Here is a 14,730-nt window from a genome sequence, read left to right on the forward strand (position 1 = left end):
AAAATTATTATATACCTATTCTCTTCAAAATTTTGTCAAATTATAATATTAATTCCTTTTTTTATTTTTTAAAATACGCCAATAAAATAAAAAAATCTGACCTTATTTTCAAGATCAGATTTTTTACAATCTTTAAATTATCTTCTTTGTCTTCTTAAGAATGTTGGGATTTCCAAATCATTCTCATTATAACTCTCTACCTCTTCTTTAGATGCAGCAGCTTCATTATTAGATTGTTCCTTTGATGAATTATCTGGAATATTTATATTAAACTTTTCTTTTCCCTTTTCCTTTTCACATTCAAATCCAGTAGCTATTACAGTTATTCTTATTTCATCTTTCAAGTTTTCATCTATTACAGCACCAAAAATAATATTCGCATCTGGATCAGCAGCATCCTGAACAATTTCCGCTGCTTCATTGATCTCAAGCAATCCTAAATCTGCACCACCGGTTATATTTAATAGTACACCTGTAGCTCCTACTATTGATGTTTCAAGTAATGGACTAGATATAGCCTGCTTAGCTGCCTCTTGGGCTCTATTATCGCCTGAACCTCTACCAACGCCCATATGTGCAAGTCCTCTATCTGTCATTATAGTTCTTACATCCGCAAAGTCTAAGTTTACTAGTCCAGGTATAGTAATTAAATCAGAAATACCTTGTACACCCTGTCTTAAAACATCATCAGCCAACTTAAAAGAATCCATAAGTGTAGTTTTCTTATCAACTATGCTTAATAACCTTTCATTAGGTATAGTTACTAATGTATCTACACTCTCCTTTAACTTATTAACCCCCATCTCTGCATGCAACATTCTTTTTCTTCCTTCAAATGGGAATGGTTTTGTAACAACTCCTACAGTAAGTATTCCCATAGACTTAGCTATGTTTGCTATTACAGGGGCAGCACCTGTACCTGTTCCACCACCCATTCCGGCAGTAATAAATACCATATCTGCTCCTTTAATTGCTTGTGAAATTTCCTCTTTACTTTCTTCTGCTGCTTTTTCTCCAATCTCAGGGTTCGCACCTGCTCCCAAACCTTTGGTAAGTTTATCCCCTATCTGTATTTTTTGAGAAGCCTGAGACAACATTAACGCTTGTTTATCTGTATTTATAGCAATAAATTCAACATTCTTTAATCCCTCTTTAATCATTCTATTTACTGCGTTATTACCTCCGCCACCACAACCAATTACCTTTATCTGAGCAAATTGTTTTACATCTACATCAAAATCTAGCACAATAATACCTCCTCATTAGAAAAAATCTGTGAAAAATTCTTTTATTTTTGTTAATATCCCATTGCCTTTTTCTTCATCAGAATAATCTTCATTTCTTATATCCCATGTAGATTTATAATCATCTTCATGATCATCTGTTGAAACATTCCCTTTAGACAACTTTACCTTTCCTGAATATATAACATCTTTAACTATTCCAACTGCAGAAACATATACTGGACTAGCAGCACCTACATATTCAGGATATCCTATTCTCACTGGTTTATTTAATATATTTTTACATAAATCGCTACTTCCTTTTATTAAAGCTATACCTCCTCCTACTATGACTACTCCTGATACTTCATCAATTTGTCCACATGTTATCAATTTCTTTTTTATAAGGTATAAGATTTCCTCCACTCTAGCTTTTATAATTTGTGACAATATACTATATTCTACTTCTATTATATTATCATAGTTTGTGTCTATTTTTATTTTGAAATCTTCTCCTGAAGTTTTATTATTAACATTTCCGTATTTAGTTTTTAACTTTTCTGCATCTGAAAATGGTATTTTCAAACATACAGATATGTCATTAGTTATAGTATTTCCTCCTAATGCTATTACATCAGTAAACAATAACCTTCCATCTTTGAAAACTGTAATATTAGTACACTCTGCGCCAACATCTAAAAGAACAGTCCCCATTTTTATTTCTTCATCTTTTAACACAACATTTGCACTAGCTAATGGTTGAAAAACCATACCCTTAACATTTATTTCTGACTTCTTTATACTTTTAAATATATTACTTATTACAGTAGACTGAGATAATATTATCTGTGCATCAACTTCTAACCTCACTCCACTCATGCCTATAGGGTCCATAATATTATCGTAACCATCTACAATAAATTGTTCCGGAATTACCCCTATAATTTCTTTATCGGATGATATAGTTATAATTTTAGCTGCTTTTAAAACTCTTTCTACATCATTTTCCCTTATTTCTCTATCTTCTGACGATACCGCTACTACTCCTCTATTTAGGGTTAACTCACAAATTTCTGATGGAATTGCTATATAGGCATCTGTAATTTTATAATCTATCATTCTTTCCAACTGCTCTATACAGTTTTTAATAGATTCAGCTGTATTATCTATATCAACTACAATACCTTTTTTCATTCCATTACAGCTAACTGAAGTAATCCCTGTAACTTGAATTTTCCCAAACCTGTCAAGCTTACCAGCTGCAGCACATATTTTAGAAGATCCTATATCGATTCCTACTACATATTCATTCATCAGTCTTTCCCCCCTTAAAGAGAACCATTACAAAGTATATATTCAACAAAAAAATTTATTTTCCTCTAACAGTATTAAAAATTTTAATTTTATATACCATCCATTGTATTTATGATTTAAAAAAAGAAAGATTCACTAATCTTTCTTTTTTTATTAGTTGGCTTTTTCTAACTCCTGTATATCCACATTTCTAGTATGTAATGTGTGGCTCCATTCTTTGTCATTTTTGCGCAGTATACCCTGAATGGATATCGGTAACCAAGTTATAGAATATATAGGATATAATATATAGTACCAGAATATTTTAAAATCCAACTTCTTATCAAGAACTAGTATAAATGGAGTATATATAAACTGCAATATTGTAATCAGCACACCTGCTATAGTAATCATTCCAAAATTCATAGAATATAACGATCCCAAAGCATTAATATTAGATACAAAATCAAAAGCCTTCATAATATAATTTGTTCCACCAACAATCATAGAAAAACCAAAAAGAATTATTATTATAGGTTGAATACTATATAAAGCACAATCTAGAGCTGTAAAACTAAAGCTTTTTATAGATTTTTTTAAAAGTCTAAAAAAATATCTCCCAGCTACATCTGCAAATCCTTGCATCCACCTTCTTCTTTGAAACCAGGATTGTGTCAATGTCAATGGCTTCTCATCATATATTATAGCATCATGAGCCCATCCTACTCTATAGCCGTTTAAAACTAATTTACAAGTAAACTCTAAGTCCTCTGTAAGGCAGGTTGCGCCCCAACCTAATTCTTTTAATATATCAGTGTCTATACAAAATCCTGTTCCACCTAATTGACTTGAAAGCCCAAGGTTACTTCTAGATAATTGAAACATTCTATTTGATGTCCAAAATGATATAGAGTAGCTTCCTGTTATCCATGTGTCATCAGGATTTTTACTATCTAAATATCCTTGAACAACTTTATACCCATCACACATTTTCTTATTCATTTCTCTTAAAAAATTTTTATGAACTAAATTATCTGCATCAAAAACAGCTACAGCATCATATTTTTCATCATCCATATCAAAAATATTTTTAAACATCCATTCTAATGCATAGCCTTTGCCTCTTTTATCTTTATTAAATCTTTCGTATACAATGGCACCTTTTTCTTTTGCCTTACTAGCTGTTTTATCCGTGCAATTATCTGCAATAACATATACATCATATAGTTCCTTGGGGTAATCTAAATTGTTTAAACTATCTACTATATTTCCGATAACTATTTCTTCATTATGAGCTGCTACAATTAATGCAAATTTTTTTTCTGGTTCTACCTTTCTATTGTCCTTTTTTCTCCATATTCCAAAAAAGGATATACATAAATAATACATGGAAACTATAAATACAGTAATAGTAATAATACGTGATACATCATGTATTATATTATAAAAGATTTCCACTAAAAATCCCCCCTAATTCACAGTTATTTTAGCATAAATATGCTACAATTACTATAGACTAAGCATAAATATTTAAAATAATTTATATCAAATTATAAATTTGATTAATATAAAGCTATATAAAGAATTATTAATTTATTTAAAATGTATTCTATATTATTATGATAAAATACTGAAATTTAATGCTTTTTATGACTTGAATTTATTTCCAGTATATATTATAATATATACTATCAAAATATTAGCTGTAATATATTCACAGCAAAAGGGGGTAGAGCCTTATGAGGCGCTACGAACTTATATTTTATGTAGATTTAAGTAAGCTTCATAAAAAAGACGAATCTTTCTGGTAAATCCTTAATTTAATTTATGATAAATTAAATTAAGGAGGTTAAAATATGGAGTCTGAAAAATCCAAAAATCCTTCTAATGTTGAAAATAACAATATTAACCATAAGAAACAAATAAAAAAAGATAATTCTTTTTCCTCAATTGAATTTTGTATAAAAATTTACGATTACACTATATTTTAGTTAGAATAATAAAAGGGATCTTTAAAGATCCCTTTTATTTATATAGGGCTATTATTTTTTCAAGCATTTCCCTATCAACTGAATATGTAAGCGCATCTTCATAAGATATAGAACCCTTTTTATACATTTCTGCTAAACACATATCCATAGTCTTCATTCCATATTTTGAGCCTGTTTGTATTGAAGACTCAATTTGATGAGTTTTTCCTTCTCTTATCATATTCTGTATAGCTGAGGTTGTAGTCATAATTTCAAATGCAGCAACTCTTCCATCCCCATCCTTTTTAGGTAGTAATTGCTGTGATATTACTCCTTTTAAGACTGCTGATAATTGTACTTTTACTTGTTGCTGTTGATATGGTGGAAAAACATCTATTATTCTATCTATAGTTTTAGCTGCTCCAATTGTATGAAGTGTTGAAAAAACTAAGTGTCCTGTCTCTGCAGCTGTAAGAGCCACTGAAATAGTCTCTAAATCTCTCATCTCTCCTACCAAAATCACATCTGGATCCTCTCTAAGTACAGATTTAAGTGCATCTGCATATCCCTTTGTATCTTTTCCTATTTCTCTTTGATTTATTATAGATTTATTATGTTTGTGTAAATATTCAATAGGATCCTCTAAAGTTATAATATGTGCTGCTCTTGTTGCATTTATTTCATTTATCATAGCTGCTAAAGTTGTACTTTTCCCACAGCCTGTAGGTCCAGTTACTAATACTAAACCTCTTTGTTTAGATGTGATAGTCCTAATTATATTAGGAAATTGTAGTTCATTTAATGTTGGGACCTTTAAACCAACTACTCTAATAGCTGCTGCATCACTGCCTCTTTGTTTAAAAACATTTACTCTAAATCTTCCAAGTCCTGATACTGAGTAAGATGTATCCATTTCTCCTTTCTCAGAATATTCTTTGTATAAATCACCTAATATCTCCTTAACATACTTTTCTGTATCTATTGGTGTAAGTTTCTCATTTCCCAATCTTGCAAGTTCCCCATTTACTCTGATTGTAGGAGCAACCCCTACTGTTAAATGTAAATCTGATGCCTTTTCTTTTATTGTAGTTTCTAATAAACTGTTTAATGAAATCAACTCTTTTTTCTCCTCTCTTATATGTATACTCTCCAAATTTCTATGGCTTTATATGCTTGAAGCTTTAGCATAAGTTCTCCATTCATTACATTTGCACCTAAATTCTCAGCTTCCTTTAATAGTCTAGACTTTTTAGGTGAATAATTTAAGTCATATACTAAAAGCCCCTTTTTTGTATTTTTCAGTGTTATTAAAGAATCATTTTTATAGTTTTCTCCTCCTATTGGGGTGCAGTTAATAATTAAATCATAATTGGATAAATCATTTTCCCCTTTTGTAGATAAAATTTTATCTACTTTATCAAATTCATATTCTATATTAGAAACATTTCTAACTAAAATATCTATGCTCTGTATTTTTAAATCTAATAAAGCGTAATAAATACTTCTAGCAGCCCCACCACTACCAATTATTAAGGCCCTGTTATTTTTAATACTTACTTTATTATATCTTAAACTTTGTATAAATCCATAATAATCTGTATTAAATCCTATTAACTTATCCTTACCAACTACTACAGTATTAACTGATTTGATTTTATTTGCTGGATATTCTATTTCATTTAAAAACTCTATAATTTGCCTTTTGTATGGTATAGTTACATTAAACCCCACTATATTATATAATCGTACATTTTTTATAAAGTTTAACAATTCATCCTTTTTAAGGTCAATTATTTTATAATAAAGAGGAATATTATATTTCTCATAATAACTATTATGAATCTCAGGAGATCTAGAATATTGTATATCATTGCCTATAAGTCCAGTGTACTTCATTTCTACACCCCTTAATTTTATAAATTATATGGTATGTTTTTCTTACGTTTATTTTACAATAAAATTCTAATAATATCAAAAAATATATTATTTTAGACTTTGCTACTATTCATCTCCTTATATAATTTTTTTAGTGCCCTTTTCTCTATCCTAGAAACATAAGATCTGGAAATGCCCAGAATAGTTGCTATTTCTCTTTGAGTTTTAGGTTTCCCATCCACTAACCCATATCTCATTTCTATAACAGATTTTTCTCTCTCTAGAAGACAAGTACCTATTTTACCATATAATTTTTTTATTTGTATTTTATTTTCAACTATTTCAATTATTGAGTCCTCCTCACTACTTAACACATCCATTAAGGAAATCTCATTTCCTTCTTTATCAACCCCTATAGGATCTTGTAGATATACCTCTCCTTTAGTTTTCTTATTGTTTCTTATAAGCATTAAAATCTCGTTTTCTATACATTTTGCTGCATATGTTGCAAGCCTAGTCCCTTTATTAGTATTAAATGAATCTATGGCTTTTATTAGTCCAACCGTACCAATGGATATTAAATCATCCACATCTTTTCCTGGGTATGAATATTTTTTTACTATGTGCGCAACTAGTCTTAAATTCCTCTCCACTAAAACACTTTTAGCTAGAATATCCCCTTCCTTTAATTTTTTCAAATAATACTCTTCCTCTTTCTCATCCAAAGGTTGAGGAAATGAATTATTTCCCGTAACATAAGCAGTTAAGAAAAAATTCTCACTAAATAGATTAACTAAACAATCTATAAATAACACAGCCGCTCCTCCAAATAGTGCTTATTAATATAATATTCAGTTAGCTTGTACTAGTTGCATATTTAAGACTATATTTTTCATTAAAAATCAATATTTAATATTTTAAAATAAAAAAGAATCTCCTAGAAGATTCCTTAATATTTCTTTGCTTCCTGTGTATTTGTTTTTGTAAATTTATTATTATTATCTTTAGTTACTTTATTAAGTTCCTTTATTATGCCACCTACACCTTATATATAAGTATGTTACTTTTTAATGTTTCTGTAACTTTTTCCTTTACCCTATTTTGCCTTACTAGAAAATATGTCTAACTGCTCTTAATAAATTCTTCCACTACATCTCTAAAAATAGGTGCAGCAGTATTTCCTCCGCTTTCAGTATTTTTATTTATATTTTGTACAAATACTACCATAGAATAATACTTATTATTAAAATAAAAGTATCCAATAAACCACCCATCTGATAGTTCTCTTTTCTTGTTTTCACTATCTTCTTTAAACACTTCTATCCTCTCTGTTGTCCCAGTTTTCCCTCCTGTAATTGCTTTAGATGTAAAAGCCATTTTGCCAGTACCTCTTTTTACAACCCCCTCCATTGCATCCTTTATTATATCTGCATTCTTTTTTGAAATTATTTTCTTTTTTATTATTTTAGTTTTATCAATTATTTCTCCCTCACTATTAATATATGAATCTATAATATATGGTTTTACATAGTATCCATTATTTGCTATGCTATTTACTATACTAATAGCTTCTATTGGTGTTATCCTTAGGTTTTGACCTATAGACATACTTCCTAAACTACCATCCTCTGCAATAGGTTTTGTAACTTCTAATTTTCCATGTTGCTCCTTTTCAAATCCCAAAACTTTATTAAACAGTCCCTGTTCTTCGCATAATTCATTTATTTTATTAAACCCAGCATTAATTCCTATACGCGAATAAATATCATTACATGAAACTATAAATGCATCTATCATATTTAAGCTACCGTGATTATGTCCTATACTCTCAAACTCTCCACTACAAGAAATTTTTTTATTTATAGGAATTTTATTTTCTTCTAAAGCAGCTTCAAGCACTATAGATTTAAATATGGATCCTGGGAAAAAACCATTTAAAGTTTCTGCACCTATATTTACATTAGGAAGAGTATCATCCTTTTGTACTAAAGCCTTTATTTTACCAGTATTCCCTTCCATAAGAACTATTCCTATTTGATCATACTTTTTATACTTAGAGTTTATTAATTTCTTTATACGTTGTTGTAGGCTACCATCTAAGGTTAATAAAACATCTTTATTATCTTTTCCGTACTCTATACCTGCCTCAGTTATATTACCATTCATATCTATATTAAAAACTACTTTAGGCTTTTTGTTATTCTTCACATTATTATATAGTTTCATCTCTAAGGAATCATTATTTTTTAAGGAGCTGTCACTGGTATTTCTTGTATTTATTAATAAATTTTCTATTTTCCATCCTTCTTTATTGTCCAACTCAAGATAAGAATAGGTATAAAAGCCCTTAATATTTTTTAATTTTCTTAATTTGTTATAAGTTATATCATCTATATCAAAATAGATTTTCTCACTTTTGTTACTTCCTATAGTTGTGGATAAATCATATTCATCATTATAACTTTTTAATATATATAAAAGTTTTAAAAACTCTTCATTTCCCTTATCATAATTATTTTTTGAAAAAGCTGAAGGTATAATTACTGCTTTATACTTTTTATTATAATTTAAAAGTTCTTTCTTATTACAATCAATTAAATTATAATTTAATTCTTTGTAATTTTCAGTATATTTATATTGAGAATCTGCTATAACACTTAATTGGTCTGCATTCTTATACTGAATTTTTATAATTCTTATATATACCAAAAGAAACCCTGTTAAAAAAAACAATAATAGGATAAAACACCTTCTTTTATGCATAAAAATACCTCACTTTCAACTTTAATTATAGCCAAAATGAGGTATTTTATTCTCTATTCATTTGATTGTAACATTTGTTTTATATTACCCACTATTACATCAATCGCTACTTTATTATGTCCACCCTCTGGAATTATTATATCTGCATACCTTTTACTTGGTTCAATAAACTGCAAATGCATAGGTCTTACCACATTTAAATATTGATTTATTACAGAATCTACACTTCTTCCTCTTTCCTTTATGTCTCTTAAAAGCCTTCTAATAATCCTTACATCAGCATCAGTATCTACATATATCTTAATATCTAAAATATCTCTTAATAATTTATCTTCTAAAACTAATATCCCCTCAACTATTATAATATCTCTTGCTTCAACCTTAATAGTTTCCTTTTTTCTATTATGCTTTTCAAAATCATATATAGGTTTTTCCACATTTTTCCCTTCCAAAAGCATTTGTAAATGTTTTACTAAAAGCTCATTATCAAAAGCATCAGGATGATCATAATTAGTTTTTATTCTGTCATCAAATGATAGGTGACTTTGATCCTTATAATAAGAATCCTGTTCTATCATTGCTATACAATTTTCATGAAATTTTGTATATATTTCCTTAGCAATAGTACTTTTACCTGAACCTGTTCCTCCACTTATTCCTATTAAAACTGGACGTTTCATAATAAATTTTCCTTTCCCCCCCTTAAGCTTTTTTATATTGTCTTTTTATCTTTACTTTTAATTATCATATCGTTTTCTCTTAACTCTTTATCAACAAAAGCATTATAAATCATTTGAGCTGATGGAGTAGAGGATATTTGATTACCATTTGAATCCTTTAATTGTGTCAATTTAATTTCAAAATTATCTCCAATAGGTCTTAATACTTCTACAATATCCCCCTGAAATATCTTGTTTCTTTGTTCTATTGTAGCAATCTTATTATGGCTATCATATTTTTTTACAATACCCACTATATCAAAATCTCTTATGTATGAAGAATTTTCATATATTTGACTATCTTTATCTTTAAAATAAAAGCCTGTATAATAATTTCTATGACTTGTTTTTAATAAGTTACTCATCCATTCTTGTTTAAATATATACTCTTTTGGGTTAGATAAATAACTATCTAAAGCTTCTCTATAAGACTTAACTACAGCAGCTACATAGTAAGAACTTTTCATTCTTCCCTCAATTTTTAATGAGTTAATACCCGCTTCAACAAGATCAGGAATATATTTTATCATACATAAATCCTTGGAATTAAAAATATATGTTCCTTTATCATCTTCATTTACTTTAAAAAATTCATTAGGTCTTTTTTCTTCCATTAAATAATATTTATATCTACAAGGTTGAGCACACTCTCCTCTATTAGAATCCCTTCCAGTCATATAATTGGAAAGAAGGCATCGTCCTGAATAAGACATACACATAGAACCATGTACAAATGCCTCTATATCACAATCACTTGGGATATTTGTCCTAATTTCTTGTATTTCTTCTAATGACATTTCCCTGGCTAAAACTATTCTTTTAATACCTTGTTTGTACCAAAACAAAGCAGATTTCCAATTAACATTATTAGCCTGAGTACTTAAATGTAATTCTAAATCTGGAACTACTTCTCTTGCAGTCATGATTATACCAGGATCTGATACAATTATTGCATCTACCTTTAAGTTATATAAATTAATAAGATATTCTTCTAAGCCATATAAATCTTTATTATGTGGAAATACATTTAAAGTTACATATACTCTCTTACCTCTAGCATGGGCAAATTCTATACCTTCTTTTAACTGGTCATCACTAAAGTTATCCGCAAAAGCCCTTAGATTTAATTTGCTTCCACCTAAATACACTGCATCTGCACCAAAATTTATAGCAGTTTTAAGTTTCTCTAAATTTCCAGCAGGAGCTAGTATTTCTGGTTTATTCATAATCCTTCCTCCTTGTTATTACTGCTATTCCATCTCCCATAGGAATTACAGAAGTTATAAATTCTTGTTGGGATACCAAATCTAGAAATTCTCTCATACGTTTTACTATAGTTATTTTTCTCCTTTTAACAAGTTCGTCACTTGCAACCATACCTCTAAACAAAACATTATCCGCAATGATTACACCATTTTTATTCAATAGTCTTAAACAATTAGGGAGGAAATGATTATAGTGCCCTTTTCCGGCATCCATAAATATTAAATCATATTTTTCCTCTAGGTCTTCTAATACTTCCAAACAATCCCCTTCAATTACTTTTATCTTATGAGAAAACCCAAATTTTTTTATATTTCCTTTTGCTATAGAAACCATATGATTATCTCTTTCAATTGTTACTATTTCACATTTATTATTTGAAGCTATCTCCATTAATATAGCAGAGTAACCTATGGCAGTGCCAAGTTCAAGTATTTTTGATGGTTTTTTTAAATTTATCATTAATTCTAAAAATTTAGCTACTTCTTTGTGTATTATAGGAACTTTATTTTCCTTGGCATATTTTTCAATTTCATCTATAATGGGACGTTCATCCTTTATTAATCCTCTTATGTATTTCTCTATATAATCATAAGTAATTGCGCTCATTACATCCTCCTAAATATACATAAACTAATTTTCTTGAGTAGCTGCTTTTACTTTTAAAAACTCGTTATAATTATCAGTAAAAAAATGTGTTCCATCATTATAGGATACAAAAAATAGGTAACTAGTTTTATCTGGTTTCAACGCAGCCACAATAGAAGGCATACCAGGACTACATATAGGACCCGGTGGTAACCCTTTTGCTAAATAAGTATTGTAAGGAGATTTAACCTTTAAATCATTATAGTATAACTTGTCTTTGTGTTTCCCTAAGGCATATAGCACTGTAGCACAAGACTCTAATTTCATTTCATTTTGTATTCTATTATAAAAAACCGAAGCAACTTTTCCTCTTTCATTATCATTTTCTGCTTCCTTCTCTATAATAGAAGCTATAGTAATTATATTATCAATATTATCCTTCTCAATATTATACTTAGATGATATTTCATTAATAGCCTTGTTAAATCTATCAACCATAGTATCGATAATATAGCTACCCTTTGAACCTTTTAGAAATTCATAGGTATCAGGATACAAATACCCTTCTAATTCATATTTTTTATTACTAGTATTTTTTTTATTATAGGGTAAATTATCATACACACTTAAACTATATAAAAAGTCTTTTTTACTAATAACGCCTTTTTCTTGTAATAATGTAGCTATATTATCTACATTATACCCCTCTGGTACAGTAATCTTTACTAAGTTTTTATTATGTTCCCCTGTATTTAAGCTTTTTACTAACTGTTGCAAATCAACTTCTGAGCTAAACTCATAACTACCCTTTTTTATATTAGTATCTAAGTTTTTATTTTTTATATAAAACTTAATAAAAAATAAATTATTTATTTTTTTATCCTTATGTAAAGAATCCAAAACTTTATATAAACTATCGCCATCTTTTACTGTAACTTCTATTTTTAAATTTTTCTGTTTAAACGGATGATTTACAACGTTATTAAAGTATAGATATGCTAAACTGCTTACACATACTAAAGTTATTATAATAAACATAAGCATTTTAACTCTTTTTTTCATAGCCCCTCCACTTTGAACCTAATTTATAATCCAAATTAATACTATAAGATTATTCCTAATACCATTACTCTTTTATAGTGATGGTATTAGGAATATTATGCATATACTAAAAGTCCAAAATTTATTTTCTTCTAGAAGCTTTCTTTCTTGTTTCGGTATTTAATATTCTTTTTCTCATTCTTATATTTTTAGGTGTAACTTCTACTAATTCATCTGATGCTATAAATTCCAAACACTGCTCTAATGACATTACTGTTATAGGTGTTAATTTTAATGCATCATCAGAACCTGATGATCTTGTATTAGACAAATGCTTTTTCTTACATACATTTACATCTATATCATCTGCTCTTGAACATTCTCCTGCAACCATTCCCTCGTAAACCTCTGTACCAGGTCCTATAAACAGAATACCTCTTTCCTGAGCATTAAATAGTCCATAGGTTATTGCTGTTCCTGTTTCAAATACTACAAGTGAACCTCTACTTCTTTCAGGTATTTCTCCTTTAAATGCTTCATATCCTTCAAAAATGTGATTCATTATTCCATTTCCTTTTGTATCCGTCATAAATTCATTTCTGAATCCTATAAGTCCTCTTGCAGGGATTCTAAATTCAAGTCTTGTATAACCATTAACTGCTGAAGTCATATTTACCATTTCAGCCTTTCTTGGTCCTAACTTCTCCATTACAACTCCCATAAACTCTTCTGGAACATCTATAGTCAAATACTCAATTGGTTCTAATTTTTTACCATCTTCAGTCTCTCTAAAAATTACACTAGGTTTTGAAACTTGAAATTCATATCCTTCTCTTCTCATAGTTTCTATAAGTACTGATAAATGAAGTTCTCCTCTTCCACTAACTTTAAAACAGTCAGCTGAATCTGTTTCTTCTACTTTTAAACTTACATTTGTTTCAATCTCTTTCATGAGTCTGTCTCTTAAATGTCTTGAAGTAACAAATTCTCCTTCTTTTCCAGCAAAAGGTGAATCATTTACCATAAAGTACATACTTAATGTTGGTTCATCTATTTCTACAAAAGGAAGTGCTTCTGGATTACTTGAATCTGCTATAGTTTCTCCTATATTAATATCTGAAATACCTGCAACAGCAATTACATCTCCAAGTTTAGCTTCCTCTGTTTCTTCTCTTTTAAGACCATTAAAAACATAAAGACTACTTATTTTAACATTCTCAACCTTACCATCTTTTCTTATAATAGATAACTGTTGATTTTTCTTTACAGAGCCTCTTTCTATTTTACCTATACCGATTCTTCCTACATACTCACTTGAATCTATAGTAGTAACAAGCATCTGGAAAGGCTTATCAATGTATCCTTCAGGAGCCTTAACATTTTTAATTATCGTATCAAATAATGGATCCATATTGTTACTTTCTTCGTCCATTTCTTTTTTTGCCATACCAGCCTTAGCAGAACAATATACCACTGGGAAATCTAACTGTTCATCAGATGCTCCAAGTTCAATAAATAAATCAAATACTTCATCTAATACTTCAGCAGCTCTTTGATCTGGTTTATCTATTTTATTTATAACAACTATTGGTTTTAAATTTAATTCTAACGCCTTTTTTAGTACAAATTTTGTTTGTGGCATTGGTCCTTCATAAGAGTCAACTAAAAGTAAAACACTATCTACCATTTTTAATACACGTTCTACTTCCCCACCAAAATCAGCATGTCCTGGAGTATCTACAATATTAATTTTAACGCCATTATGCATTACTGATGTGGTTTTAGAGAGTATTGTTATTCCTCTTTCTCTTTCAAGAGCATTTGAATCCATAACCCTTTCTTGCACCTTTTCATTTTCTCTAAATACATGACTTTGTTTTAGCATGGCATCTACTAATGTAGTCTTACCATGATCAACGTGAGCTATTATAGCTATATTTCTTATATCATTTCTTGTAAATAAATTCATATTTATTTCCCCCATTTGTGAATTTT

General features: G+C 29.0%; 13 protein-coding genes. 1 reads left to right on the forward strand and 12 read right to left on the reverse strand.

Going from position 1 to position 14,730, the window contains the following annotated elements; translation table 11 throughout:
• Nucleotides 1-137: 137 nt before the first annotated feature.
• From ftsZ to EJL03_RS14255, 3 genes are all read right to left on the reverse strand, one after another.
• Entirely contained in the window at nt 138-1,247 is a 1,110-nt protein-coding gene (ftsZ, locus tag EJL03_RS14245) for a cell division protein FtsZ (protein WP_125154643.1), read from the reverse strand.
• Nucleotides 1,248-1,262: 15 nt separating this feature from the next.
• Nucleotides 1,263-2,537: a cell division protein FtsA gene (gene ftsA / locus EJL03_RS14250; protein ID WP_125154644.1), complete on the reverse strand. Its 1,275-nt coding sequence runs from the start codon at nt 2,535-2,537 to the stop codon at nt 1,263-1,265.
• Between the two features lie 153 nt (nt 2,538-2,690).
• On the reverse strand, nt 2,691-3,974 hold the full coding sequence (locus tag EJL03_RS14255) for a glycosyltransferase family 2 protein (RefSeq protein ID WP_243108727.1): 1,284 nt from the start codon (nt 3,972-3,974) through the stop codon (nt 2,691-2,693).
• Nucleotides 3,975-4,372: 398 nt separating this feature from the next.
• Between EJL03_RS14255 and EJL03_RS16665 the strand changes: the two genes are divergently transcribed.
• Nucleotides 4,373-4,507 carry a hypothetical protein gene (locus tag EJL03_RS16665; protein ID WP_279222089.1) on the forward strand — a complete coding sequence of 45 codons (135 nt, stop codon included), beginning with the start codon at nt 4,373-4,375 and terminating at the stop codon, nt 4,505-4,507.
• A gap of 34 nt (nt 4,508-4,541) precedes the next feature.
• Here the strand turns inward: EJL03_RS16665 and EJL03_RS14260 are convergent, their stop codons facing one another.
• From EJL03_RS14260 to typA, 9 genes are all read right to left on the reverse strand, one after another.
• A complete protein-coding gene (locus tag EJL03_RS14260; protein ID WP_125154645.1) occupies nt 4,542-5,603 on the reverse strand; it encodes a type IV pilus twitching motility protein PilT in 1,062 nt (353 codons plus the stop codon).
• Nucleotides 5,604-5,620: 17 nt separating this feature from the next.
• Nucleotides 5,621-6,382, reverse strand: coding sequence for a shikimate dehydrogenase (gene aroE, locus EJL03_RS14265; RefSeq protein ID WP_125154646.1), 762 nt, complete (start codon nt 6,380-6,382; stop codon nt 5,621-5,623).
• 92 nt (nt 6,383-6,474) lie between these two features.
• A complete protein-coding gene (gene sigK, locus EJL03_RS14270; RefSeq protein ID WP_125154647.1) occupies nt 6,475-7,176 on the reverse strand; it encodes an RNA polymerase sporulation sigma factor SigK in 702 nt (233 codons plus the stop codon).
• A 307-nt stretch (nt 7,177-7,483) separates the two neighbouring features.
• Nucleotides 7,484-9,124 carry a penicillin-binding transpeptidase domain-containing protein gene (locus tag EJL03_RS14275; RefSeq protein ID WP_125154648.1) on the reverse strand — a complete coding sequence of 547 codons (1,641 nt, stop codon included), beginning with the start codon at nt 9,122-9,124 and terminating at the stop codon, nt 7,484-7,486.
• Nucleotides 9,125-9,177: 53 nt separating this feature from the next.
• Entirely contained in the window at nt 9,178-9,804 is a 627-nt protein-coding gene (udk, locus tag EJL03_RS14280; protein WP_125154649.1) for a uridine kinase, read from the reverse strand.
• 32 nt (nt 9,805-9,836) lie between these two features.
• Nucleotides 9,837-11,069: a peptidase U32 family protein gene (locus EJL03_RS14285; protein WP_125154650.1), complete on the reverse strand. Its 1,233-nt coding sequence runs from the start codon at nt 11,067-11,069 to the stop codon at nt 9,837-9,839.
• Complete coding sequence (locus tag EJL03_RS14290) at nt 11,062-11,715, reverse strand: O-methyltransferase (protein WP_125154651.1); 654 nt, start codon at nt 11,713-11,715, stop codon at nt 11,062-11,064. The genes EJL03_RS14285 and EJL03_RS14290 overlap by 8 nt, the downstream gene beginning before the upstream one ends.
• 24 nt (nt 11,716-11,739) lie before the next feature.
• Complete coding sequence (gene mltG / locus EJL03_RS14295) at nt 11,740-12,756, reverse strand: endolytic transglycosylase MltG (protein WP_125154652.1); 1,017 nt, start codon at nt 12,754-12,756, stop codon at nt 11,740-11,742.
• A gap of 121 nt (nt 12,757-12,877) precedes the next feature.
• Nucleotides 12,878-14,704: a translational GTPase TypA gene (gene typA, locus EJL03_RS14300; protein WP_125154653.1), complete on the reverse strand. Its 1,827-nt coding sequence runs from the start codon at nt 14,702-14,704 to the stop codon at nt 12,878-12,880.
• Between the last annotated feature and the right edge of the window lie 26 nt (nt 14,705-14,730).

It is taken from the genome of Clostridium rectalis (genome assembly GCF_900626095.1).
Taxonomy (GTDB): Bacteria; Bacillota; Clostridia; order Clostridiales; family Clostridiaceae; genus Clostridium_AS; species Clostridium_AS rectalis.